This window comes from Phocaeicola massiliensis B84634 = Timone 84634 = DSM 17679 = JCM 13223, from assembly GCF_000382445.1.
Lineage (GTDB): Bacteria > Bacteroidota > Bacteroidia > Bacteroidales > Bacteroidaceae > Phocaeicola > Phocaeicola massiliensis.
This window is the reverse complement of the sequence record NZ_KB905475.1, coordinates 304,692-327,579: the sequence shown is the minus strand read 5'-3', so window position 1 is coordinate 327,579 and position 22,888 is coordinate 304,692. Positions and strand designations below refer to the sequence as shown.

The 22,888-nt window shown below is 44.1% G+C and carries 22 protein-coding genes and 4 pseudogenes; 15 read left to right on the top strand and 11 right to left on the bottom strand.

Annotation, left to right across the window (positions count from 1 at the left end; all coding sequences use genetic code 11):
• Positions 1 to 264: 264 nt before the first annotated feature.
• The 12 genes and pseudogenes from HMPREF1534_RS00380 to HMPREF1534_RS00435 all read left to right on the top strand — a co-directional run.
• Positions 265 to 2,232 (top strand): annotated as a pseudogene (locus HMPREF1534_RS00380) (TraG family conjugative transposon ATPase); the annotation flags it as partial.
• Positions 2,233 to 2,245: 13 nt separating this feature from the next.
• Positions 2,246 to 2,614, top strand: a complete 369-nt coding sequence (locus tag HMPREF1534_RS00385; protein WP_005832556.1) for a DUF3876 domain-containing protein — start codon at positions 2,246 to 2,248, stop codon at positions 2,612 to 2,614.
• A 26-nt stretch (positions 2,615 to 2,640) separates the two neighbouring features.
• A pseudogene (locus HMPREF1534_RS00390) lies at positions 2,641 to 2,853 on the top strand (DUF4141 domain-containing protein); the annotation flags it as partial.
• A 565-nt stretch (positions 2,854 to 3,418) separates the two neighbouring features.
• The gene (locus tag HMPREF1534_RS00395; RefSeq protein WP_025066979.1) at positions 3,419 to 5,224 is read left to right on the top strand and encodes a reverse transcriptase/maturase family protein; all 1,806 of its coding nucleotides are present in this window, start codon (positions 3,419 to 3,421) and stop codon (positions 5,222 to 5,224) included.
• 115 nt (positions 5,225 to 5,339) lie between these two features.
• Positions 5,340 to 5,753 (top strand): annotated as a pseudogene (locus HMPREF1534_RS00400) (DUF4141 domain-containing protein); the annotation flags it as partial.
• Positions 5,754 to 5,756: 3 nt separating this feature from the next.
• Positions 5,757 to 6,860, top strand: a complete 1,104-nt coding sequence (gene traJ / locus HMPREF1534_RS00405; RefSeq protein ID WP_005945493.1) for a conjugative transposon protein TraJ — start codon at positions 5,757 to 5,759, stop codon at positions 6,858 to 6,860.
• Between the two features lie 23 nt (positions 6,861 to 6,883).
• Positions 6,884 to 7,507 carry a conjugative transposon protein TraK gene (traK, locus tag HMPREF1534_RS00410; RefSeq protein WP_005945491.1) on the top strand — a complete coding sequence of 208 codons (624 nt, stop codon included), beginning with the start codon at positions 6,884 to 6,886 and terminating at the stop codon, positions 7,505 to 7,507.
• On the top strand, positions 7,504 to 7,779 hold the full coding sequence (locus HMPREF1534_RS00415) for a TraL conjugative transposon family protein (protein WP_005945489.1): 276 nt from the start codon (positions 7,504 to 7,506) through the stop codon (positions 7,777 to 7,779). The genes traK and HMPREF1534_RS00415 overlap by 4 nt, the downstream gene beginning before the upstream one ends.
• Positions 7,763 to 9,196: a conjugative transposon protein TraM gene (traM, locus tag HMPREF1534_RS00420; RefSeq protein WP_005945486.1), complete on the top strand. Its 1,434-nt coding sequence runs from the start codon at positions 7,763 to 7,765 to the stop codon at positions 9,194 to 9,196. Before HMPREF1534_RS00415 ends, traM begins: the two co-directional genes overlap by 17 nt.
• A gap of 54 nt (positions 9,197 to 9,250) precedes the next feature.
• Positions 9,251 to 10,222 (top strand): conjugative transposon protein TraN, encoded by a 972-nt coding sequence (gene traN / locus HMPREF1534_RS00425; RefSeq protein WP_005832548.1) that lies wholly within the window; start codon positions 9,251 to 9,253, stop codon positions 10,220 to 10,222.
• A 1-nt stretch (position 10,223) separates the two neighbouring features.
• On the top strand, positions 10,224 to 10,787 hold the full coding sequence (locus tag HMPREF1534_RS00430; protein WP_005945482.1) for a conjugal transfer protein TraO: 564 nt from the start codon (positions 10,224 to 10,226) through the stop codon (positions 10,785 to 10,787).
• 8 nt (positions 10,788 to 10,795) lie between these two features.
• Complete coding sequence (locus HMPREF1534_RS00435) at positions 10,796 to 11,227, top strand: DUF3872 domain-containing protein (RefSeq protein WP_005945479.1); 432 nt, start codon at positions 10,796 to 10,798, stop codon at positions 11,225 to 11,227.
• Between the two features lie 182 nt (positions 11,228 to 11,409).
• Here HMPREF1534_RS00435 and HMPREF1534_RS00440 read toward each other — a convergent pair whose 3' ends face one another.
• The 10 genes from HMPREF1534_RS00440 to HMPREF1534_RS20815 form a co-directional block, all read right to left on the bottom strand.
• Positions 11,410 to 11,754: a hypothetical protein gene (locus HMPREF1534_RS00440; RefSeq protein ID WP_005945472.1), complete on the bottom strand. Its 345-nt coding sequence runs from the start codon at positions 11,752 to 11,754 to the stop codon at positions 11,410 to 11,412.
• A gap of 194 nt (positions 11,755 to 11,948) precedes the next feature.
• Positions 11,949 to 12,257, bottom strand: a complete 309-nt coding sequence (locus HMPREF1534_RS00445) for a hypothetical protein (RefSeq protein ID WP_005945469.1) — start codon at positions 12,255 to 12,257, stop codon at positions 11,949 to 11,951.
• Positions 12,257 to 12,475 carry a DUF3873 family protein gene (locus HMPREF1534_RS20185; protein WP_005945466.1) on the bottom strand — a complete coding sequence of 73 codons (219 nt, stop codon included), beginning with the start codon at positions 12,473 to 12,475 and terminating at the stop codon, positions 12,257 to 12,259. The genes HMPREF1534_RS00445 and HMPREF1534_RS20185 overlap by 1 nt, the downstream gene beginning before the upstream one ends.
• Positions 12,476 to 12,634: 159 nt before the next feature.
• On the bottom strand, positions 12,635 to 12,880 hold the full coding sequence (locus tag HMPREF1534_RS0119425) for a DUF6956 domain-containing protein (protein ID WP_018452705.1): 246 nt from the start codon (positions 12,878 to 12,880) through the stop codon (positions 12,635 to 12,637).
• Between the two features lie 19 nt (positions 12,881 to 12,899).
• Positions 12,900 to 14,183: a PcfJ domain-containing protein gene (locus HMPREF1534_RS00450; RefSeq protein ID WP_005945462.1), complete on the bottom strand. Its 1,284-nt coding sequence runs from the start codon at positions 14,181 to 14,183 to the stop codon at positions 12,900 to 12,902.
• Between the two features lie 4 nt (positions 14,184 to 14,187).
• Positions 14,188 to 14,604: a PcfK-like family protein gene (locus HMPREF1534_RS00455; RefSeq protein ID WP_005945459.1), complete on the bottom strand. Its 417-nt coding sequence runs from the start codon at positions 14,602 to 14,604 to the stop codon at positions 14,188 to 14,190.
• 43 nt (positions 14,605 to 14,647) lie between these two features.
• On the bottom strand, positions 14,648 to 14,887 hold the full coding sequence (locus HMPREF1534_RS00460) for a hypothetical protein (protein WP_005832530.1): 240 nt from the start codon (positions 14,885 to 14,887) through the stop codon (positions 14,648 to 14,650).
• Positions 14,888 to 14,897: 10 nt separating this feature from the next.
• A complete protein-coding gene (locus tag HMPREF1534_RS00465; RefSeq protein WP_005945456.1) occupies positions 14,898 to 15,233 on the bottom strand; it encodes a hypothetical protein in 336 nt (111 codons plus the stop codon).
• A gap of 11 nt (positions 15,234 to 15,244) precedes the next feature.
• On the bottom strand, positions 15,245 to 15,454 hold the full coding sequence (locus HMPREF1534_RS00470; protein ID WP_005945453.1) for a hypothetical protein: 210 nt from the start codon (positions 15,452 to 15,454) through the stop codon (positions 15,245 to 15,247).
• On the bottom strand, positions 15,451 to 15,729 hold the full coding sequence (locus tag HMPREF1534_RS20815; RefSeq protein ID WP_005945450.1) for a hypothetical protein: 279 nt from the start codon (positions 15,727 to 15,729) through the stop codon (positions 15,451 to 15,453). The genes HMPREF1534_RS00470 and HMPREF1534_RS20815 overlap by 4 nt, the downstream gene beginning before the upstream one ends.
• Before the next feature lie 406 nt (positions 15,730 to 16,135).
• Here HMPREF1534_RS20815 and HMPREF1534_RS00480 point away from each other — a divergent pair, with 406 nt between their 5' ends.
• From HMPREF1534_RS00480 to HMPREF1534_RS00485, 3 genes and pseudogenes are all read left to right on the top strand, one after another.
• On the top strand, positions 16,136 to 16,411 hold the full coding sequence (locus HMPREF1534_RS00480; RefSeq protein WP_005945447.1) for a hypothetical protein: 276 nt from the start codon (positions 16,136 to 16,138) through the stop codon (positions 16,409 to 16,411).
• Positions 16,412 to 17,149: 738 nt separating this feature from the next.
• Positions 17,150 to 17,461: pseudogene (locus tag HMPREF1534_RS19545) on the top strand (helix-turn-helix domain-containing protein); the annotation flags it as partial.
• A gap of 75 nt (positions 17,462 to 17,536) precedes the next feature.
• On the top strand, positions 17,537 to 20,116 hold the full coding sequence (locus HMPREF1534_RS00485) for a hypothetical protein (RefSeq protein WP_005945445.1): 2,580 nt from the start codon (positions 17,537 to 17,539) through the stop codon (positions 20,114 to 20,116).
• A gap of 76 nt (positions 20,117 to 20,192) precedes the next feature.
• Here HMPREF1534_RS00485 and HMPREF1534_RS00490 read toward each other — a convergent pair whose 3' ends face one another.
• Positions 20,193 to 22,877 carry a hypothetical protein gene (locus tag HMPREF1534_RS00490; protein ID WP_005945441.1) on the bottom strand — a complete coding sequence of 895 codons (2,685 nt, stop codon included), beginning with the start codon at positions 22,875 to 22,877 and terminating at the stop codon, positions 20,193 to 20,195.
• Positions 22,878 to 22,888: the final 11 nt, after the last annotated feature.

The following is a 22,888-nucleotide window of genomic DNA, read 5'->3' as shown; positions in this document are numbered from 1 at the left end:
CAACGAAAAACAACGATCTTTTTTAGATGAAAAACGTTTTTTTATTTGACAGTATAACATTAGTGTGAGGATTGTATGCCTCTTTCGTTTTACTCTGATAACATCCCATTTCTTCCCTTGCCTGTTAATATTATTTCTTTTGATGAAATTGTGGAATACCTCCAATGCTTATATGGAATCTATACAAAATAAGGGATAAATCCCGAATTGCCTCTCCTTTTTAAATACCATTGATAATCAACGTAATATCCTCTTGTTGCAACCGGCACGGATACCGAAGCGGGTATTATTGAGAAATACTTTTCATTGTCTCAGACCGACACGACCACGCTGGAAGATATTGCCCTGAAAGCGGACGAAATGAAAATCGGGGACAACTACCTGTGCCTGCACACCCTCTCGGACGTGGAAGACCTGCCGGGGGAAGTGGCAACCGACAGCCGGTACGAGAAGTTATCGACCGACCGGAGCGACTGCCGTTTGTCCTTTGCGGCTCCCATCGGGCTGCTGCTGCCGTGCAACCATATTTATAACCAATATGTGTTTATCGACGACAGTGCCGCCAATTTGCAGAAATTCGAGAAGATGGCGAAGAATATGCACTCGCTTTCGAGGTACAGCCGTTCCAACCAAATCAACAAGGAGTGGATCGACGAGTATCTGAACGAGGCGCATAGTTTCGGGCTGACTTCGGTACGCTGCCATTGCAACGTGATGGCGTGGAGTGATGACCGTGAGGAACTGAAACGGATTAGGAACGAGGTAGGAAGTCAGTTGGCACAAATGGAGTGCAAGCCCCGCCACAACACCGTCGATACGCCGACGCTTTTCTGGGCTGCCATTCCCGGCAATGCCGCCGATTTTCCGGCAGAGGAAAGTTTCTACACGTTCATCGAGCAGGCGGTCTGCTTCTTCTCCCAAGAAACGAACTACCGGAACTCGCCGTCGCCCTTCGGTATCAAGATGGTGGACAGGCTGACGGGAAAGCCGCTGCATCTGGATATTTCCGACCTGCCGATGAAAAAGGGAATCATCACGAACAGAAACAAATTCGTGTTGGGGCCAAGCGGTTCGGGAAAATCCTTTTTCATGAACCACCTTGTCCGCCAATACTACGAGCAGGGCACGCACGTGGTTTTGGTAGATACGGGTAACTCCTATCAGGGGCTTTGCGAGATGATAAACAAGAAGACCAAAGGAGGCGACGGGATTTATTTCACGTACACCGAAGAGAAGCCCATCAGCTTCAACCCGTTCTACACGGATGATTTTGTCTATGACGTGGAGAAAAAGGACAGCATCAAGACACTGCTCCTGACACTCTGGAAAAGCGAGGACGATAAGATTACCAAAACGGAATCGGGTGAATTGGGAAGTGCGGTAACGGCGTACATCGACCGTATCAAGGCTGACCGCAGCATCACGCCCAACTTCAACACGTTCTACGAGTTTATGCGGGACGACTACCGCCACGAATTGGAAAGCCGGGCAATCAAGGTCGGCAAGGATGACTTTAACATCGACAATTTTCTGACTACGCTCCGGCAATATTACAGTGGCGGACGGTATGACTTCCTGCTGAACTCCCGTGAGAACATCGACCTGCTCGGCAAACGGTTTATCGTATTCGAGATTGACGCGATTAAGGAAAATCGTGAACTTTTTCCGGTTGTCACCATCATTATCATGGAGGCTTTTATCAACAAGATGAGGCGGTTAAAGGGTATCCGCAAACAACTTATCGTGGAGGAAGCGTGGAAAGCTCTCTCTTCGGCAAGCATGAGTGAGTATCTGAAATATCTCTATAAAACCGTCCGTAAATACTTTGGCGAAGCCATCGTCGTGACGCAGGAAGTGGACGACATAATCAGTTCTCCCGTCGTGAAAGAGGCGATTATCAACAATTCCGACTGTAAAATCCTGTTAGACCAGAGAAAGTACATGAACAAGTTCGATGCCATTCAGGATTTGTTGGGGCTGACGGACAAGGAACGGGGGCAGATACTCTCCATCAACATGGCGAACAATCCGAACCGGCTTTATAAGGAGGTGTGGATAGGTCTTGGCGGAACGCAAAATGCGGTGTATGCGACAGAAGTTTCGGCGGAAGAATATCTGACATTCACGACGGAGGAAACCGAAAAGATGGAGGTGCTTGCCCTTGCCGACAAGCTGGGCAGTATCGAGTTGGCAATCAAGCAACTTGCCGATAAGAAAAGAAGTAAAACCTAAAAAATCAATTGACATGACATTTATTTCAAAAAGCCGGCTTATCGAGCTGGCGGGCTATGCCCTTGCCTTGTCTTCCCTGCTGCTGACCGCCTGCGGGGAAGCAAAAGAAACTAATTTGGACAAGCTGTGCGGTAATTGGGTAAGCGTGGGCAGAAAGCCCGACGTGCTGGTGTTCAAAGAAGGCGAACAGTACAAGATAACCGTTTTCAAGAAGTCGGGTGTCAGCCGCAAGCTGAAACCGGAAACCTTTCTGATTGTGGAGGAAAGTGGAAATCTCTTTATCAATACGGGCTACCGGATTGACATCGCCTACAACGAGGAAACCGACGTGCTGACCTTTTCACCGAACGGTGACTACACGAGGGCAGGCGAAAGACCATAGTAACAACCATTTAATAAAGTAACGTAATGAGAACGAAAATAATCATGCTTTTCAGCCTGTGCCTGCTCCTTGCAGGCAGGGCAAGCGCACAATGGGTGGTGACAGACCCTACCAATCTGGCGCAGGGTATCGTGAACACGACCAAACAGATTATACAGACCTCTTCGACGGCTTCCAACATGCTGAATAATTTTCAGGAAACAGTCAAGATTTACGAGCAGGGTAAAAAGTACTACGACGGTGCGCCCGTATAGGCGATATAATAAATATAGCATTGGCAAGCTATTAGGTAAGTGTTCCAATATTTACCTATCATCACCAGCTTATCTGCCCACGAAAGGACGGCAGGGAGTATAGCACGCTGGAAAGCCATAAGTCAATTAGTTATCAAATTGCAACTGAATGGTGAGATGAAACAGATAGATACGAGGATAAAATCCAAACTGATTGAATGATAGTCCAAGTGAACCCAGTATGTTTTATAGTGAAAGATAACTTAACTCGCTATACCGTAATACCTCTGTTGCGAGCGTCGTGTAGTAGAGGCAGGAACAAATTACGGCACAACCGCAGTAAGCGGTAACGGGCGGAAGTCATATCCGATAATCTATCATAGCCATGTTATTATATCGTAAACGGGGATTGCCTAAATCGGAACGCCGCAAGGCTATTAGGTACAGACCTATGAAAATCCGACAAGGCAACGGAGCTTCCGTAGTAGTCTGAGCAGGGGAAAGCCCTGTACATGGCGAAGGGAAGCAGCTAATAATTTTAATGCAAATAACGGAAAATGTGAGAGACATTATGAGAAGTCCAGAGTATGTATTAAACAGTCTAACGGAACACAGTGAAAATTTGAATTACAAGTTCGAACGCTTGTACCGTATCTTTTTCAATGAGGAAATGTATTACGTTGCCTACCAACGCATATATGCGAAACCGGGCAATATGACAGCAGGTGCAGATGGGAAAACCATTGACCAAATGAGCCTGAACCGAATTGAACAACTGATAACATCGTTGAAAGATGAGAGTTATCAGCCCCAACCCTCAAAACGGGTGTATATCCCAAAGAAAAATGGGAAAATGCGTCCATTAGGTGTACCAGCTTTTAACGATAAATTATTGCAGGAAGTGGTCAGAATGATATTGGAAGCCATCTATGAAAGACAGTTTGAAAAAACGTCGCATGGCTTCCGACCCCTAAGAAGCTGCCACACTGCCTTGTCTGATATTCAGAAGACATTTTCGGGCGTGAAATGGTTCGTAGAAGGTGATATTAAGGGATTTTTCGACAATATCAATCATGAGATACTGATAGGTATTCTGAAAGAACGTATCGCTGACGAAAGATTTATTCGCTTGATTAGAAAATTTCTGAATGCAGGATATATCGAAGACTGGAACTTTCATAACTCCTACAGCGGAACACCGCAAGGCGGAATTGTCAGCCCTATCTTGGCAAACATATACCTTGATAAGTTGGATAAATTCATGAAGGAATACACTGAAAAATTTGATAAGGGGAAAGAACGGAAAAGAACCAAACAGGCAGTATCACTTGAAGGCAAACGACACCGTATTCTGAAAAAGTTGAAAGTGGTAAAAGACAAAAATGAAAGGTCAGAATTGATAAGACAATATAAGGCTTATCAAAAAGAAGGTTTGCAGTATTCTGATGGTGACGAAATGGATATGAACTACAGAAAACTCAAATACGTGAGATATGCGGATGATTTTCTAATTGGAATCATTGGCAGTAAACAAGATGCTATCATCATCAAAGAGGACATAAAGAACTTCCTCTATGAAAAGTTGGCTCTTACACTGTCCGATGAGAAAACACTTATCACCCATGCTGAAAACGCTGCAAAATTTCTCGGATATGAGATTTTTGTAAGGAAATCCAATGACACCAAAAGAAGCAAATACGGAGTACTAAGACGTGTCTTCAATAAGAGGATACAATTGGCACTTGGAAAGGATACGTTTAAGAAAAAGTTGCTCGAATATCGTGTTTTAGAAATAAAGATACACAACGGCAAGGAGTATTGGAAAGCAAAATCCCGTCCCAAACTTTCAAACAACAATGACTTTGAGATACTTGACAGGTACAACAAGGAAATAAAGGGCATTTACAATTACTATTGTTTGGCTAATAATTGTAGTAGTCTGTCAAAACTTGGGTATATCATGAAATATAGTATGTACAAAACATTTGCGCAGAAATATCGGACAACGATGTCGCAAATCCGAAAAAAGTACACCAAGAATGGACTTTTTTCAGTTAGATACTATTTAAAGAACGGTACTGCCAAAGACTTGACCTTTTATCATGGTGGGTTCAAAAAGAAAAATCCAATGAACATTAAGGATTTAGACAACTTGCCCAAATTCACATATCATCCTACAAACACAAGTCTTATAGATAGGCTGAAAGCGGAAAAATGTGAATTATGTGGAGTAGTCGATAAGTTAGTGATGCACCATGTGAGAAAATTAAAAAATCTTCAAGGGAAAACTACCTGCGAAAAACAAATGATGGCTCGCAAACGAAAGACTATTGCCATATGTGGTAAGTGTTACAAAAAACTCAGTAACAATGAATAGATTGATATTATTAGTAGAAAGCCGGATACGCGGAGACGTGTACGTCCGGTTTGGGGGCGAGCTTCCGAAAACCCACCGTAGTAATACGGCAGGGCGTTGGATGCTTAGCCTACCTTTGAAATCTGTAAATAATCTTGTTAAGGATGCACGCAAGGTACAGAAAACCATCCTGATGATCGGTGAAATTTCCGACACCTACGTCGTGAGTTTTCAGAAGATGATGCGCGACGAGAATTATACGGTGGAGGAACTCGGAGCGATAGCTTTCGGCTACACCAAATTGCTGGAAGAGAGCAACGACGTGCTTCAGGAAATGAAAGGGGTGGTGAACATCACCACGCTTTCACTCAGCGACAAGGAGCGCATGGACGTGGTGGACAGGTGCTACAACTCGGTAAGGCAATACCGCAATCTGGTCGGGTATTATACCAACAAGAACATTGCGGTGAGCTACCTGCGCTCCAAGAAAAAGGGGGACACCAACCGGGTGCTGGCTCTGTACGGGGACACTAACGACAGATATTGGTAAGCCATGCTGTTGTTAGCCGCCGATTTCAGTAACCTGCATGAGATATTGAAGAATCTCTATGTGGAAATGATGCCCCTCTGCTCCAACATGGCAGGGGTGGCAAAAGGGATAGCCGGATTGGGAGCGTTGATTTACGTTGCCTCCCGTGTATGGCAGTCCCTCGCAAGAGCCGAACCCATCGACGTGTACCCGATGCTCCGACCGTTCGCCATCGGTATCTGCATCCTGTTTTTCCCCACGATTGTGCTCGGCACGATTAACAGCATATTGAGTCCCATTGTACAGGGAACGCACGGGATGCTGGAAACACAGACAATGGACATGAACAAGTACTGGGAGATGAAGGACAAGCTGGAATATGAATCCATGATGCGCAATCCCGAAACCGCCTATCTGGTCAGCAACGAGGAGTTCGACAAGCAGATTGACGAACTCGGATGGAGTGCAAAGGACATCGCCACGATGGGCGGCATGTACGTCGAAAGAAGCATGTACAATTTCAGAAAGGATGTGCGGGATTTTATGCGGGAGGTACTGGAGCTGTTGTTTGCTGCCGCTGCCCTGCTTATCGACACGCTCAGGACGTTCTTCCTGATAGTGCTATCCATACTCGGCCCGATAGCTTTTGCCATATCGGTCTGGGACGGGTTTCAAAGTACGCTTTCACAATGGATGTGCCGCTACATACAGATATACCTGTGGCTGCCCGTATCGGACTTGTTCAGCAGCGTACTGGCGAAGATACAGGTGTTGATGCTTGAAAACGACATCAAGGAGTTGCAGAACAATCCCGATTTTTCAATCGACTCGTCCAATGGCGTTTACATCGTATTTATGGTAATTGGGATACTCGGTTACTTCACGATTCCTACGGTGGCGGGCTGGATTATACAGGCAGGAGGAATGGGCAGTGCAGCCCGTCCGATCAACCAGATTGCCGGACGTGCGGGTGCTATGACGGGAGCCGCTGCCGGAGCGGTGGCGGGTAATCTCGCCGGACGTGCCGGACACGCTGCCGGTAATGCTGCCGGAAGTATGGGACGGGGTGCTGTGAACGGGGCAAGGAAAGTGGCGGGAGCCGCCGGACGGCTGTTCAGGAGAAAATAAACAATCAATAAAAAAGTAAAACAATGGAATTTAAGTCATTAAAAAACATCGAGAGCAGTTTCAGGCAGATACGGCTGTTCGGCATCGTCTTTCTGGTGGTCTGCCTGGCAATCACGGGTTACTCCGTATGGAGTGCCTACTCGTTTGCCGAAGCGCAGCGACAGAAGATTTACGTGCTGGACGGTGGTAAATCGTTGATACTCGCCCTCTCGCAGGATTTGTCGCAGAACCGTCCTGTGGAGGCAAGGGAACACGTGAAGCGTTTTCATGAGCTGTTCTTCACCCTCTCGCCCGACAAGAGCGCGATTGAGGGGAACATCAAACGAGCCTTGCTACTGGCGGACAGGAGCGCGTTCAACTATTACACCGACTTTGCCGAGAAGGGGTATTACAACCGCATCATTTCGGGAAACGTGAATCAGGTGTTGCAGGTGGACAGCGTGTCGTGCAATTTCGACACCTATCCTTACAAGGTAAGCACTTACGCCCGGCAAATGATTATCCGTGAAAGCAACGTGACTGAGCGGAGCCTTGTCACAAGGTGCAACCTGCTGAACTCCGTCCGCTCGGACAACAACCCGCACGGCTTTACCATCGAAGCCTTCGAGATTATCGAGAACAGGGACATCAAGGTACAGAAACGATGATAGGCAGGTGCATGACAAAAATACAGGATTGGGCGGACGAAAAGCTCCGCCGCCTGTGCGGGCGCATCACACCCGGAAAGCGGCTGGCAGTGCTGCTGACAATGTTCCTCTTTTTCAGTATCGCTTCGGTGTACATCTTCGTTTCGGGGATTTACAACATGGGAAAGAACGAGGGGCAGCACATCGAAATAGAGCATATCAAACTGCTCGAACTGCAAAGGAAAGACAGTATTAACCTAATAAATGATTACGACAATGGAACAGACGAATGAAGCGAGAGCAGAGGATAAGCCCGCTTATTCTATGCCTTGCAAAGAGGATGAAGCCGCAAGGCAACAGATTCAAGAGAGTAAAAACGAGGTGAAGCCGCCCAAAGAGCCGGACAAGCCCAAAAAGGAACTGACCGAAGAACAGCGGCAGAAACAGAAGAAGCTGATTGTCTATCCGCTTATGTTCATCATCTTCGCCATAGTGATGTGGCTGATATTCGCACCTTCCGAAAAGGAGGAAGAGCAGGGACAGTCCGGTTTCAATACCGATGTTCCCGCACCGGCTGACAATGCGTTGGTGGGCGACAAACAGGCGGCTTACGAACAGGATTTGTTCAACCGCAAGCAGGATGAGCGTCGGGAACAGATGCAGGATTTGGCTTCGATGTTCGGTTCGGGGGAAGAGCAGGCGGAAGAAATGCCGACATTCGACGAACCGGAGGTCAAGCCGAAAAGTGGCTACGGTGGTGGCGGCAGTTCCCGCCCGAAAGAGACCATCTATGCCTCCGCCAATGCCTACCGGGACATGAACCGGACGCTCGGCAATTTCTACGAAACCCCGAAGGAAGATCCCGAAAAGGAAGAGATGCGCAAGGAATTGGAAGAGCTTCGGGAAATGGCGTACAACCGGCAGACGGAGAAGGAAACGGCGGACGAACAGTTGGCATTGCTGGAAAAGTCCTATCAGTTGGTGGCAAAGTACATGCCTCAGAATCAGGGACAGCCGTTTACCGGACAGCCGGCAGTTACCACCGCTACCGAAAGCAAGCCGACTGAAGCATATAAAAACGGCAAGGCGCAGGTGAATACCGTCGGGCAGGTACATGAACGGGTGGTATCGGGATTATCGCAACCGATGAGTGATTCGGCATTTGTCGCCGAATATTCCAAAGAGAGGAACATGGGGTTCCATACGGCAGTCGGCACGGCTGTACAAACAGAAAAGAATACCATACGTGCGTGCATCCATGATAATCAGACCATCACGGACGGGCAGGCGGTAAGGTTGCGGTTATTGGAGCCAATGCGTGCCGGAGAAACGGTCATCCCGCAAAATGCGCTCGTTACGGGAATGGGAAAGATACAGGGCGAAAGGCTCGGCATCTCCATCACTTCGCTGGAATACAGGGGGATGATTATTCCGGTGGAACTGACGGTTGTCGATGGCGACGGGCAGGAAGGCATCTTTATTCCGGGTTCGATGGAGATGGACGCAATCCGTGAGATAGCCGCCAATCTGGGCGGTAATCTGGGGACAACCATCAACCTGAACCAACAGAGCGCGGGCGACCAACTGCTGACCGATTTAGGCAAGGGGGCGATACAGGGAACCTCGCAATATATCGCCAAGAAGATGCGGACAATTAAAGTACATCTCAAGGCGGGATATAACCTTATGCTTTATCAAAAGAAACAGTAAAACCAATTTATTATTAACCGGGCAATATTGCCCACCACTAAAATCCAAAGTAAAATGAAAAGAGTATTTTTAGCTATCGCCCTGACGCTGGGCGTAATGGGTGCGAACGCACAGAATGTAGAACAGCCGGAAACGGAAGTCGTAACTTTTCAAGCGGACACTTATCCGCAGGAAATGTCGGGGGACGATTATAACGGGCTGACCAAGAAGCTGACTTTTGACCGCATGATACCGCCCTATGGTATGGAAGTGACGTATGACAAGACGGTACACGTCATTTTCCCGTCCGCAGTCCGTTATGTGGATTTGGGTTCTCCCAATCTGATTGCGGGCAAAGCCGACGGTGCGGAAAACGTCATCCGTGTGAAAGCGACGGTAAAGAATTTCCGCACGGAAACCAATTTTTCAGTAATAACCGAAAGCGGCTCGTTCTACACGTTTAATGTGAAGTACGCCGATGAGCCGTTATTACTGAACATCGAGATGAAGGATTTTATTCATGACGGCAGTACGGTGAACCGTCCGAACAATGCCCTCGACATCTATTTGCAGGAGCTGGGCAGTGAATCCCCGAAGTTGGTGCATCTGATTATGAAGTCCATCCACAAGAACAACAAGCGTGAAATCAAGCATATCGGGGCGAAATCTTTCGGCATCCAATACCTGCTGCGTGGGATGTACACGCACAACGGGTTGCTGTATTTCCACACGCAGATCAAGAACTCGTCCAACGTGCCGTTCGATGTAGATTTTATCACGTTCAAAATCGTGGATAAGAAAGTGGCAAAACGTACCGCTATTCAGGAGCAGGTAATTTTTCCGCTCCGTGCTTATAACTATGCCACCCGTGTAGCGGGGCATAAAGATGAGCGCACCGTCTTCACAATGGAGAAGTTCACCATTCCCGAAGACAAGCAGGTGGTAGTTGAATTGCACGAGAAATCCGGCGGTCGCCATCAGTCCTTTGTGATTGAGAACGAGGACATCGTGCGTGCAAGGGTGATTAACGAACTGAAAGTGAAGTAAGATGAAGAAGTATCTATTTGTAGCTGTAGCGTTGCTTGCCCTTGTGGGGCAGGCAAACGCCCAACGCTACCTGCCGGGTATGCGTGGTGTGGAACTCAGAGGCGGTTTCGTGGACGGGGTACAGAAGCCTGTAAACTATTATCTCGGTGTGGGGTTATCCACCTATACGAAGAACGGCAACCGCTGGGTATTCGGTGCGGAATATCTCAACAAACAATACGAGTATAAGGACTTGCAGATACCCAAAGCGCAATTTACGGCGGAAGGCGGCTACTATCTGAAAGTCCTCTCGGATGCTTCCAAGACGTTTTTCCTCTCGCTTGGCGGCTCGGCTCTTGCCGGATATGAAACGAGCCGGTGGGGAGACAAGTTGTTGCCGGACGGGGCGACACTCCGAAATAAGGATTCGTTCATCTATGGCGGGGCGGTAACATTGGAATTGGAAACATACCTCTCGGATAAGGTGGTGTTGCTGCTCAACGCAAGGGAACGGGCGGTTTGGGGCAGTTCCATCGGACATTTTCACCTGACCTTCGGGGCAGGAATAAAATTCATCATAAACTGATTACAACCATGAAAGTAAAGATTATAGCTATATTGGCGGTGGTATTGACCGGATTGTTATTTACCTCCTGCGATGATAAAATAGAGGTGCAGCAAGCATACGACTTTTCGCTGACGACCATGCCCGTGCAGAAACGCATCAAGCTGGGTGAAACGGCTGAAATACGTCTGCAACTGCATAAGTCGGGAAACTACAAGGAAACGGAGTTCTTCATTTCCTACTTCCAACCCGACGGGCGTGGGAGCCTGCGGATGGACGACGGGACTGTGTTTGCTCCCAATGATTTCTACCCGTTGAAAAAAGAAGCGTTCCGGTTGTATTATACCTCCGAAAGTACCGACCAGCAAACTATCGACGTGACGGTATGGGATAGTTTCGGGCAAAGGTTCGATTTGAGTTTCTCGTTTCAGAATGATTCGGATAAGGAGGGGGAAGAATGAGTTGGATTATCGGGTACGGGGTATTTCTCACCTTATTTTATGGGTGTATGGCACGAGTGTTAAAGAATACCCCGACGGATAGGGAATTGTGGGGTGAAGAGTTGGAATAGCCTTGTATAGAATGGCAACATGTTACTTTACAGCCTTTTACGGACTTGTTTCGTAAAAGGCTGTTTTTTGTGTCAGTCTATTATATCCGTTGCGGAAACATCCGTATTTTCATCACGAAGTTTCCGGCGTATCTCTTTGGCTTTCTTCTGCTCCTTCTTTTTCTTTTCCTGTTCCGCCATGATTTGCTTCAGAGGCTTGACCGTTTCGGGTGCTTCCCGCTTGAAGCGTTTGTAGTAAATCTCTTCGATGAACTGCGGTAACGGTGCTTTCCATGTTTCCTGTGTGTGGTTGTCAATCTTTCCCAACTTATCGGGATTTAAGCCGAGTTCCCTTGCCATTTGCACATGTTTGTCTGAAAGATGGTGCTTCTTCTGCGCCACCATCCATTTCTCTAATATTGCTTTCTTTACTCCCATGAAGTTCTATATGTTATTGTCCTGCAAATCGTTGTCAGTGCGAAGATATGAATTTGCCGTTTCACCAGCCAAAAATAACGGCATAAAAAACAACCCTCTGAAAATTCAGAGGGTTTAACGAGGGCTTTTTGCTACTTTTGAGCCGCCTGCTCACTGTCAAAAGTAGTGCCGGGCGGTTTTCACCGCCCGTTCTGTCATAGTCTTGTGTACAGTCCTGTAACCGAAGTGAACATTTCTTCCAGCATATCTGAGTAGACACCTTCATGCAGCGCAATATCCTTTTTTGATACTTCAAATGTCTTTTTGCTGAATGTCTGACGGAAGAACTTCATAGTATAAGTGTCCGTTTCTCTATCCAAAATGATTTCAAGCCGATTGGCGGAAGTCTTGTTCCTTGCAAGGTTCATTCTTAACCCGTTTCCCAAATCTATAAATTCCTTGCTTCCCGTCATGGCAATAAACTTACCGCTGCCAAGCTGTTCTAAAATAGTCTTTGCTACCATTATTTGCCCTCCTTGTTCTTTAGCCATTCATCCCTGCGCTGCCTGCATATTTCCAATGTTGGGGCGACTGTTGAGAATAACTCACCGTCTTCTTCATGGCGGTAATCGTATTGGCAATACCTGCTTTTCCTGCGCAATCGGGGCATCAGGTTAAAATACACATAGTTTTCTTGTCCTGCCATGCAGGTGGATACTCCGTTGTTGTTTAATGATTTCATGTCTTTTACTGATTAAAATTTGTACCAACTATCGTGATAATTATCTCCTATAAGAGTGAACACGCCAATTAATTCACTCTCTGTTGCAAATTTCTTGGCTTCCCGAATGGTCGGAAATACGTCTATCTTCCGAAAGCCTATGAATAATGTGTACATGGTTTATCTCTCCCTCCATATCGTTATCGGTGTATATCGTTGCAGCCACACTATAATGGATGGCATATTGTATTTGGAAGTGATTACTGCCGAATTATCGCCAATCTGCGTGAAGCGTGTGCTTTCATAAGACTCTATCCATTCTTTGAGAGTGGATGCTCCCCATGTTTGGGGAGTATCGAATATGCCGTTCAGTTTTTCAATGCTTTCATCGAATGTTACTATTATCGTTTCGTATGTTGTTTCCATATTCTATAATATAAATGTGTTATGCTGCCATCCGTTTACGGATAAGGCGTTTGTTCTTGTTTACAAGTTCAATAATACGGTCGTGGTATTCGGTGTTCTTATTGCAAACGCCACGACTTTGCAGAACTTTCAGTGTTTTGAGCGACACTTCTATCGTTTCTACCCGTTTGCCGTCTATGCAGGCAGAAAGTATAAGGCTGTCGGGCTTGAGGTAGTATTCGTTGGAATACACGCAATGGTGCATGGCTGTTCCCTCTTCCAAAAAATCCAATACGCTTTCCAATACCCGTACTTGGATTGTACCGTCCGTAAAGGCGATACCGAAGAATTTGCCTTTGAGTTCTTGGAAACGCTGTTCATTTTCCAATGCTTTGTGTTTCTGCTTCTCAATCCGTTCACGCTCCATACGTTCTGTTTTCTTTCGTACAAGGCGGTCATGCTCGGCTTTCAAATCGGCAGGGCAAATGTATTTCGGGCTGTTCGTGTCCTTTCCGAAATAGCGGAGCAGGTCGATGTAGTCGCACCATATACCTGCATCACCTACCATATAGCCGTTGCGGGTTGCGATGCGGATGGCATTCCAATAGGTGGAGATACTTTTAGACGAATGGTGTATGAAATAACTTAGCAGACTGTATTGTCCCGTTTTTATCAGCGTTTCCGCTTGGTTGTTCTTCAACAGTTCACAGAATAGCTCAAACGGTTGGAGATTATGAAACTCCCCTTTAAAGCCGTTACGCTTGAGTTCGGGGATTACTCTTATTCTCGGATAAGTGCAGGCAGGAGTTATGTCATATACCCTGTGGTTTCTGCGGATTTCCATTGAACTGCCTTCCTGCCACAAGTCATAATAGATGAAAGCTATACCTCTCAATCGGGCAATCGTTTCAAATTTACCATTGGGGGCAATCCAGCGTTGTGCCACTTCGTCAATGGTATATTCGGCAGGTTGCCCGACCTTGTAATAAGCCTTTGCAAAGAAAAAACGTATCACTTGATAGCCTTTGCAGGTGGTAATCATGGAAAAATATTCAATTTCTTTGAATACCCGTTTTCGGGTGGTGTGGACTTTCAGTTCCATTCCGCAATGAGGGCAGGTGCAACCGCAAAGCGTGTCTGCCAATGCCCCGTTTCCTTGCCATTGGTGTCCGCACTCGGTGCAGGTAACAATACCTTTGGCAGACCTGCGCCCGACGTGTTCAAAGCAATGACGGAAAGCATACTTTGTCTGTATCTCGGTGATTTCGGGTAATCGCTTGCTCAATGCAAAAACCTCTTTCTGTATCTTCGTTTTCGGTTTCATAATCTTAGAATAAAAGTGTCATTTGTCCGTTATTGCTGTTAATACTCTCTTTCTTAGGGGCAGTCTTGCGCTTCGTCATTCTGCTGTAAGCCTCGTTTTCGGCTCGCTTGATAGCTTCCTTACGTGCTTCCGTCTTTTCTTCCTCCGTCAATTCAACGTGATGATTGACTATCACTTTACAGTCTATCGGCTTGCCTACTTCAATGTCGGTTTCATCGTAGTAGTGTACGGCTTGCCCGAATATTTCATCATCAGAGAAACCGTTGCAACCGCTTTTCTGAACATAGTTCAAAATATAGGTTATACAATCTTCTATGTTCTTTAGTGGGTTGCGGTATGAACGGGCGAATAATTCGTCATACTCGGCACGTTGTTCTAAATAACTCTGTATTTCTGTTTGGAAATGGGTTGATACTTTCATGTTGCTATGTATTTCGGGCAGGCGGTAACCTGCCCTATGGTTACTATTTGTTGATAATTGGTTCTAATACGGGATAAGGCTGGGTAACACTGACTGTCATGTTATCATTCTTGGCAAAGTTCTCTATCCGTTCCATTGCCGCATCGCTTAACGGTTCATAGTACTGTATTTTGCGATTGTATGAGATATGCGCCACTTTCATATAATCCCCGTATTTTCTTCGCTGTCTGTCGCATACTGTTACTCCGTTACCTAAATGGCAAAACATTAAATCTTCTTTCATGGTGCTGTGATTATTTGATTTCTATTATTTTGTTAATTGTACCGTAAAGCGCATTGCGAAGGCTTGTTTTATCGGGGGCATAATACTCACTCCATTGCCCGTACTGATTGACAAGGTATTTGCGGAGAACATCTGCAAAATCAAAGCGATACCCCATTAGAGGAATGGCGGTACGGAAATAGGAATTGTTCTTTATATTTTCTGCAAGCCAATTTTTCTCGGTTCTATCCATTTTTCCGTTTCCATTAAGTTTTTCACGAAGCATATATGCTCGGCTGTTCTTCAATGTGTCAAGAGGGCTTACGTCCCAACTGACGAATTTTACTGCAATAGGCAATATTTCCATATCTGTATGCTTTAAGAGATGAGTAACCAAAATATTCCACCGATGATTAAGGCATAAACAAGGCAGTAAATGACTATCGCCAACGCTATGGTAAAGACCAAACGGATTATGAACTTGCCTGCCATTATTCCCACTAACCACCACCAAAAGCTACCGCCCAAAATGGCTGAACCTGCTACGGCAACGAGTGCCAATACTGCTATTTTATACCTTGTTTTCATCGCTGTTGTTTTTTAAGTTTATGCGGATTCAAGAGGTGAGGGAGTTGAGTTTCAATTATTTTATCTGCCTCTCGGTTATCCGACTTTTTTTTTATGCGTCTTTCTGTCGGGTCGGTCGTTTTCGTTTCAGGGGCGATAATGGTGTAGGGTTTAGGACAAACAAGGTTTATGAGAAAAATACTCTCCGGACGCAGTACGGCAGGAAGATTTTTATCAGAACCGCTTGCGGCTCGACCTTGTTTGTCCGTGAAGAACCCGTAAATACCTTTGCCCATGTAACGAAAATGACTGATGCGATAGAATGTATAATCAGTCAAATGGAGGTAAACGAATGAAGAGGCAGATTTGGAATTGTATTATATTGATGCCATAGTAGTTGCCTACTATGGTACTTGTATTTCCTCAAATCATTGATTTGTATATCATTCGCTGAGAAATAAATGGTAGGAGAAGATATATTCTTTTCTTTTTTCTATCTTTGCACTCAGCGATGCAAATAGCATCGTGGTAATTTGTTCGTTTACTTAAACTCAGAAATCGCCAATTTCCAAATGCAAGAAGTAAATGGACTGGAAAGGTTATATCTTGACGTAACCTGCCGGTTCATCTTGCATTGGGCGTTTGGCGATGCCTTGAGTTTGTGGATTGGCAGAGTTACGTCATTTTTAATATAATAACCATATGAAACTACAAGCAACAGCCCTACAAGGCATCGTGAAATCTTTGGGCAGTAATGAACTTTTCTATTTATTGCCGATTCAGGATTTGTCAGCATTACAAGAATTGAAAGGACATCTGACTACGGCAATAGATGTATTGAGTAATATTGAAGAACAAAGCACGGAGCATCGTTTGGATGCCATTCGTACCTTAAACAGTTTTGTCGCCGCCTTAAGCCTGCACGATGGTGACCATTACGAAGCGATGGACACGGCTTTTGAAGAGGTCATCAAGTAAATGGTACTATAAGAAAGTTCGCATAGCCGGAAAAAGAAATATCCCCTGCCTGCAAGTGATTGTTCACTGCTGGCAGGGGATTGTTCTATGGCTATGTTATAACCTGAATACGGTTGCCCTATTTATGGGGTAATGGTATTCGGATTTAAACAAGGTCTAATATGCCTATAAAAAGAGTAATGATTTAATCTTTAGATTTTTGCAGAACTTCTCTTGCTATATTCATTTTTTGCGTTACCTTTGCACAAAGAGTTGTTTGACGAAATGCAAAGCACAGAACTTTACTGAAGTTACATTGTCGCTAAATCGTTACCAATAACTTTCTTCTTTTCTACTCTAAACTGTCATTCAGGCAGATACAGAAAATTTTATTATCCTTAGCAAAGATAATCTTTTAAGGGGAACCGGACAAGAAGGAGGGACATTTTATTTATGGGATTTATTTCCCTTTTTACGGAAACATGATAATAACGAAAAACAACGATCTTTTTTAGATGAAAAACGTTTTTTTATTTGACAGTATAACATTAGTGTGAGGATTGTATGCCTCTTTCGTTTTACTCTGATAACATCCCATTTCTTCCCTTGCCTGTTAATATTATTTCTTTTGATGAAATTGTGGAATACCTCCAATGCTTATATGGAATCTATACAAAATAAGGGATAAATCCCGAATTGCCTCTCTTTCTCAAATACCACTGATAATCAACGTAATATCCTCTTGTTGCAACCGGCACGAATACTACCTACCTGTCGAATGTCGTCAATCATTACTTTAAATGCAACTATAAACACTTGCTGAACAAATACCGCATCCTTCACGCCAAGCACCTGATAGACCACAACGAATGCGATATCACCGAGCTTGACAAGCGTTGCGGGTTCACTTCCAGAAGTGTGTTCTATGATGCATTCGGTAAAATAATGGGAATTCCACCGGCACATTACCGGAAGCGGAGGGAAAAAGCTGCGGAAACCTGTTCCGGCTTCTCCGGGACAATGGAAAACTCATTGGGAAAGAATGAAATACATCAACAGCAGGTCATATAAATCAATGAAACCAAGTCCTTTAAAAACGATAAACAAATTGAGTTTTTAAATTTATAAATTTAAAGTTTTTCTATTATGAACAAAAAATTTTTAAGTGCAATCCTGTTCGGAGCCTTGATGGTATCCTCTACAGGAACGTTTGTGTCTTGTAAAGACTATGACGATGACATCGACAACATCAACAAGGAGTTGACCGATATCAAGTCAAAGCTTTCAGACCTTGAATCGAAAGTCACCACCGGTGGCGCTTATGTAACCAAGATTGAATCTGTAGAGGGCGGTTTGAAAGTATCTGTCAGCGACGGTACTTCTTACAACCTGACTATTGCCGGCACACCTGCAGGCAGCACGGTTGTCATCGACAAGACAACAGGTGAAATCAGCATCGACGGTACTCCTACAGGCTTCTTTGCCACTACAGGCACTACTCCCCAGGGCGAAAGCACTGCTCCTTATGTAAAGGACGGCTTCTGGTATTTCTATGATGATGCAACCAAGGCATTCGTGAAGTCTGAATATAAGGCGTCAGGTAACGCGTGGGCTGTACAGAAAGGCGATTCGGTGGTTCTGCACATCCCCAATGAAGCAGGCGTGATGCAGGAAATTACCCTGCCGACTTCTTCTTCGGCTCTGACAGCACTTAATGCAACTCCGAGCAATTGGACTTCAGGTAAAAATATCGCATGGTCAAAAGCCGGTGCCGATGTAACTTGGGCAGGTAAGAAAGGCAATGTGGCTGCAGGGCAACTCTTGATTGGTCAATTGGGAAGTGAAACTGCTACTGTTACTCCCGCTTCTTATGATTTGGGTGCACAAGAATTGACTTTGGTGGACATCGATGGCAAAACAGCTCCTGTTACTGTTACAGCTACAGCTGCAGAAGGCGACTATGTAACCGATCGTGCCGCTTCACCTAGCGGAAAATGGAATTTGGCTATTGCAATGACCGATGAAGTTACCGCTGACAATATTGCCACTGCTTTCACCAAGAAAGTAAACGGTGTAGATAAAAACGTGAAATATGCTTTGGCTGTGAACGGTACTGTAATGACAGGATATGAATATGTTATTGACACTCAGACCGTAAACGAAAGCAAGACTAACACGGCTTATAATAAAGCCAATATTGGGTTGGCAAGTGCAAACGTGGCTTTAGGAACTTCTACTTTGTCACTTAATGCCGCTACTGCAGCTCAGGCTTATGATTCTTATTTAACATTCGAAGGCGCAAGTAAAACTTTAGCCGAAGCCAAGGGTATCACGGTAGACGGTATGAACATTACTGTTCCTGCTACTGCTGCTGCAACTCTCGGTTTAAGCGTTACTGTTAACATTCTTGATATCACAGGCAAGATTGCTAAAAAGGACGTTGTCCTTACGATTGCAGGTGCTTCTGTATCTGAGACAGAAACTGTTGCTCCGGTTAGCATCAAAATCAGCACAGTGAACTCGTTCTCTGTTGATTTGGGTACTATCTTTACCAACTTGGATGCAAACATCGCTCAGAATGCAGATGCAACTAAAACAACTGTAACTACTGCAGACGGTAACTTCTTTGCTCTGACTAGTGCAACTTCTATTGGTGATGGATTGTATAAAGTGGCTGAAAACACTGCTATTGCATTCAAGAAAGCAGATGGCGGTGCTGCAACAATTGCTGCACGCAATGCTATCAAAGCTGTTATTACTTTGAACTATACTGGCAGCAAGTATACAACAGCAGCCAAAGACCTTGCAAACATCTACGGTACATTCAATTTGACTTTGACATTGAAAGATGCTCAGGGTAATGAATTGAAGAAGGTAATTGTTCCTGTAACAGTTTCTAAACCTGAATTCGATGACTATTATACTGCAAATCAATATGCAGGATGGAATGAAGGCATATTAAGTTCTGTAATTGATAACTCAGGTAATAGTCCTGCATTTACAATGCCAACTAACTTGTATACTATTAACAAAAAGGCTGATGGTACTGGTATGACTGATGCTCAGCCGGGCTATACTTATACATACAAGAAAGCAGCAGTTGATAATAGTGAGGTTAAAGAGGCAGCTTCAATTACTTTCACAGACGTCGTTAAAGATGGCTTCCTTAAAACTACTGATTACAAAGTAAAAGCCAACAAGGAAGTTGTAACAGTTAATGCTTTGACAGGTGCAAGTAATGCTGCAGCAGACAATACTATCTCAGTATCTAAAGAGTTTACCATGAAACTTGCTCCTGCTTTCAACAAAGCTAAGTTGGTTTACTATACGAACGGTGTTGCAGGTACAGTAGCTGCTGTTAATGCAGACGGTATTATTGCAGCTCTCACAGAAGACAAAACTGCAAACAAACCGAAAAATGGTCTTGCATTGCAATATGGTGATGAAGAAATTGCAGTAAGTACCACTGCTATCCCTGCATCTGCAAGTGCCTCTAATAAACTAGGCGGATATCAAGTTTCTACAGCTAATGCCACTTCAGGTGCAACAATCAAAGTTGGCTTCGCTAAATCTGCAGAAAGTGCAGGTGGTAGTGTTACTTTGGAAGCAGGTGATACCGGTGTGAAAATTACTGGCTTGAATGCAGGTCAGGGAGGTGAACTGGTGGTTACTTTCACAGACTACGCAGGAATCAAAACTCAGGCGACAATTGAATATAAGAAGTAACAGGCTTTTCATATGTATAAATAAAAAAGCACCCATAATTGTGGGTGCTTTTTCATTTATATGAGGTACTAAATTATTAGTTTTTCAGAATAGTTACTGAAACTTCTTCAGAAATAGTATAGCCCCAAGCATCTTTCACATTTACAATAATAGCTGTTTCTTGTTCATTAGGCAGAGGATCTGCTTTTACATTAATAGCACCTGCAACAGCTGCAGCATCGGCTGTTTTAGCTTTTTGACCTATCAAAGTTATATCCTTGATATAAGTATTATCGTCACCTTTCTTAGTTACGTATACATTTGCAATCTGCTCATTATCCCAAGCCTTCACAGTATTGTCTACTTGATTAGTCGGATCGGAAGTAACGTCCTTATCCGGTACTACATTATAAGGATTCTTATTGTAGTCTACACCGGTAATCATAGCCTTGGTAATGTCAAATCCCTTAGTACTATTGGCACTGATTTTGATTGTAGAACCTTCAACCGGTTTGACCGTACCTTCCATAATCGGGCTCATAATCTTGATAGTGAAGCTATAAGCTTTCTTGCTGTCTGTGCTATATGTCCATCCTGTATCAGAATATTTATCATTCGTTGCTTTAACAGTCAGAGTTTCGCCATAACCAAATTCTTTACCGGTAGTAGCATCTGGAGCGACAGCATTGCCACCGTCTTTGTCTGTAGCAGAAGCATTCAATGTTACATTTCCGGCCATAGTAGCTTCACTCAATGTTGCCAAACCGCCAGAACGATAAGAGTGATTGTCCTTAGCCTTAACTTCTTTTTCTGTATCAAGGGCAACAACTGCATTAGCGTCAGATTTTGCAAAATATCTGCTCAATGCAATGTTCTTCTTTGTATCCTCTGTAAGATCGTAATAGTAAGCATTGATAGTTCCATCTACAACGTAACCAGGCTTCAATTCAAATTGGCTTGCTACAGAAGGAGCTGTAAATGTCACAGGAACAACGATATTGTTGACTTCTGCAGTACCTACCTTATCTTTGAATGTAACCTTCAAGTAGTATTGCTTATCAAGTTTCAAGTCATCAGCATTCGCTTTATCTACTTTGACAACAATGTATTTTAAGTTATTAACCGTTGCTGGAGTTGTTTTATCTGAAGCGGTTAAAGTAATCTTCAGACCAGTTACTCCAACTTGTTTAGGAGTATCGCTACAATCCGCCTTTGTATAAATAGCGCATGCTGTTTTATCAAGACCTACGGTGTTAGCCCATTGAGCCCACTTATCACCAAGAGCTGTCTTCATGATGTCCATATCGAGAGTAAATGCATCATTGGAAGCATCAGTATCTTTTAATTTGGCTACATCATAAGTAATAGCTTCATAAGTAGATGGTGTTTCGATAGCAGAACTCAACTTAACTGTATAAACAGCCTTTTTAACCTGGCCTTTAGTTGACAATGTATTGATAGTCAAGTCAAAACCTGTTGCAGCAGTAGAAACGTCCGGGTTATTGGCAACTGTAAATGTATGAGTCAAATCATCATAAGTCACACCATAAGTCTTTTTGTCTACTTCTGCCAATGAGAAATACATATCGTACATTAATCCGGCTTCATCTGCAATTTCTTTAATAGTATATGTTTTACCAACAACAACGGTGATTTCTTTTTTAGTAGGATTTGACGCAGCTAACGTAGCCTCAGAAGAAGCCATATCTTTCACTTGAATCTTAGTCAAATCAGCAGCTACTTTAGTTCCAATAGGTAAATTGTAAGCAGAACGTGCCTTGTTGTTTGCATTGACAGCAAATGCTACACAATCATTAAAATTTGTAACACTTGTATTATCCATATCACGAGCCTTTGCATTATCTGTTAATTCTTTGTCAAATGCTTTAGCATCATCCTTTGATAAGATATATTGCTTCATGCTTAACGTAAACAGTCCATTACCGGTATTAGCTGCACGACCGTTGATACCACCAATCGTAATTGCATCGTCAGCACTTTCTGCTTCAGCATCTAAAGCAATATTACTCAAAGTTTGGTTCTTTGTATTAGTCAGATAATATTTTGCTTCCGTAGCAGGAGCATCTACCGGGTTGACACGAATATCAATAGTAGAAGAAGAATAGACAACTGATTTGTCAGCAGGCAATTCTTTTTTGCCGGCCCATTTGCTAGGTTTAGTAAATGTAGCTTTACTAATAACAAATCCGTTGGTAGATGCATCATTTTTTAAAACGATTGAAGTAATAAGTGAAGCTGCAGAAGGAACTTTTACTTCTGTTGACTTTCCGTCTTTATCCACAATGGTTAAAGTAAAGCCATCTGCTTGAGAACCAACCACAGTCACACCCGATACTGGTATACCGGTAGATTGGTATTCGCCATTGGCATTCAAAAATTCCCAAACTCCATCAACTGCCTTTACTGGAGCCTTTTCTGCATCTGCAGCAGGCTTTATACCGGTTGCTTTGCCATCAACGTAGATTTCGCCATTCTTTAATTCAAAGACCTGACCATGATCTTCTGCAGTGTCCAGTGTAATAGTTTTAGAACCACTCTTACTGAAAGTAAACACAATACCGGCATCTGTTTTCTCTACACCAGTCACATAATCACCGCCATTTACAAGTTCTTGCAAAGATTTAATAGCATCGGCATTTGCAGTAATTTGTCCCTGAAGATTATCGATGTCGTCATCGTAATCCTTACAAGATACAAATGTTCCTGCCGAGGTAACCATTAAGGTTCCGAACAGGATTGCACTTAAAAATTTTTTGTTCATAATAGAAAAAC

What these genes read in the sequence shown, in the direction of transcription:
- HMPREF1534_RS00490 (WP_005945441.1), bottom strand. Translation starts at nt 22,877, where the DNA reads ATGAACAAAAAATTTTTAAGTGCAATCCTGTTCGGAACCTTAATGGTT.
- traM (WP_005945486.1), top strand. Translation starts at nt 7,763, where the DNA reads ATGGAACAGACGAATGAAGCGAGAGCAGAGGATAAGCCCGCTTATTCT.
- HMPREF1534_RS00455 (WP_005945459.1), bottom strand. Translation starts at nt 14,604, where the DNA reads ATGAAAGTATCAACCCATTTCCAAACAGAAATACAGAGTTATTTAGAA.
- HMPREF1534_RS00480 (WP_005945447.1), top strand. Translation starts at nt 16,136, where the DNA reads ATGAAACTACAAGCAACAGCCCTACAAGGCATCGTGAAATCTTTGGGC.
- traJ (WP_005945493.1), top strand. Translation starts at nt 5,757, where the DNA reads ATGCTGTTGTTAGCCGCCGATTTCAGTAACCTGCATGAGATATTGAAG.
- HMPREF1534_RS00450 (WP_005945462.1), bottom strand. Translation starts at nt 14,183, where the DNA reads ATGAAACCGAAAACGAAGATACAGAAAGAGGTTTTTGCATTGAGCAAG.
- HMPREF1534_RS00435 (WP_005945479.1), top strand. Translation starts at nt 10,796, where the DNA reads ATGAAAGTAAAGATTATAGCTATATTGGCGGTGGTATTGACCGGATTG.
- HMPREF1534_RS20185 (WP_005945466.1), bottom strand. Translation starts at nt 12,475, where the DNA reads ATGAAATCATTAAACAACAACGGAGTATCCACCTGCATGGCAGGACAA.
- traN (WP_005832548.1), top strand. Translation starts at nt 9,251, where the DNA reads ATGAAAAGAGTATTTTTAGCTATCGCCCTGACGCTGGGCGTAATGGGT.
- traK (WP_005945491.1), top strand. Translation starts at nt 6,884, where the DNA reads ATGGAATTTAAGTCATTAAAAAACATCGAGAGCAGTTTCAGGCAGATA.
- HMPREF1534_RS0119425 (WP_018452705.1), bottom strand. Translation starts at nt 12,880, where the DNA reads ATGGAAACAACATACGAAACGATAATAGTAACATTCGATGAAAGCATT.
- HMPREF1534_RS20815 (WP_005945450.1), bottom strand. Translation starts at nt 15,729, where the DNA reads ATGGGCAAAGGTATTTACGGGTTCTTCACGGACAAACAAGGTCGAGCC.
- HMPREF1534_RS00485 (WP_005945445.1), top strand. Translation starts at nt 17,537, where the DNA reads ATGAACAAAAAATTTTTAAGTGCAATCCTGTTCGGAGCCTTGATGGTA.
- HMPREF1534_RS00385 (WP_005832556.1), top strand. Translation starts at nt 2,246, where the DNA reads ATGACATTTATTTCAAAAAGCCGGCTTATCGAGCTGGCGGGCTATGCC.
- HMPREF1534_RS00395 (WP_025066979.1), top strand. Translation starts at nt 3,419, where the DNA reads ATGAGAAGTCCAGAGTATGTATTAAACAGTCTAACGGAACACAGTGAA.
- HMPREF1534_RS00445 (WP_005945469.1), bottom strand. Translation starts at nt 12,257, where the DNA reads ATGGTAGCAAAGACTATTTTAGAACAGCTTGGCAGCGGTAAGTTTATT.
- HMPREF1534_RS00470 (WP_005945453.1), bottom strand. Translation starts at nt 15,454, where the DNA reads ATGAAAACAAGGTATAAAATAGCAGTATTGGCACTCGTTGCCGTAGCA.
- HMPREF1534_RS00440 (WP_005945472.1), bottom strand. Translation starts at nt 11,754, where the DNA reads ATGGGAGTAAAGAAAGCAATATTAGAGAAATGGATGGTGGCGCAGAAG.
- HMPREF1534_RS00465 (WP_005945456.1), bottom strand. Translation starts at nt 15,233, where the DNA reads ATGGAAATATTGCCTATTGCAGTAAAATTCGTCAGTTGGGACGTAAGC.
- HMPREF1534_RS00415 (WP_005945489.1), top strand. Translation starts at nt 7,504, where the DNA reads ATGATAGGCAGGTGCATGACAAAAATACAGGATTGGGCGGACGAAAAG.
- HMPREF1534_RS00430 (WP_005945482.1), top strand. Translation starts at nt 10,224, where the DNA reads ATGAAGAAGTATCTATTTGTAGCTGTAGCGTTGCTTGCCCTTGTGGGG.
- HMPREF1534_RS00460 (WP_005832530.1), bottom strand. Translation starts at nt 14,887, where the DNA reads ATGAAAGAAGATTTAATGTTTTGCCATTTAGGTAACGGAGTAACAGTA.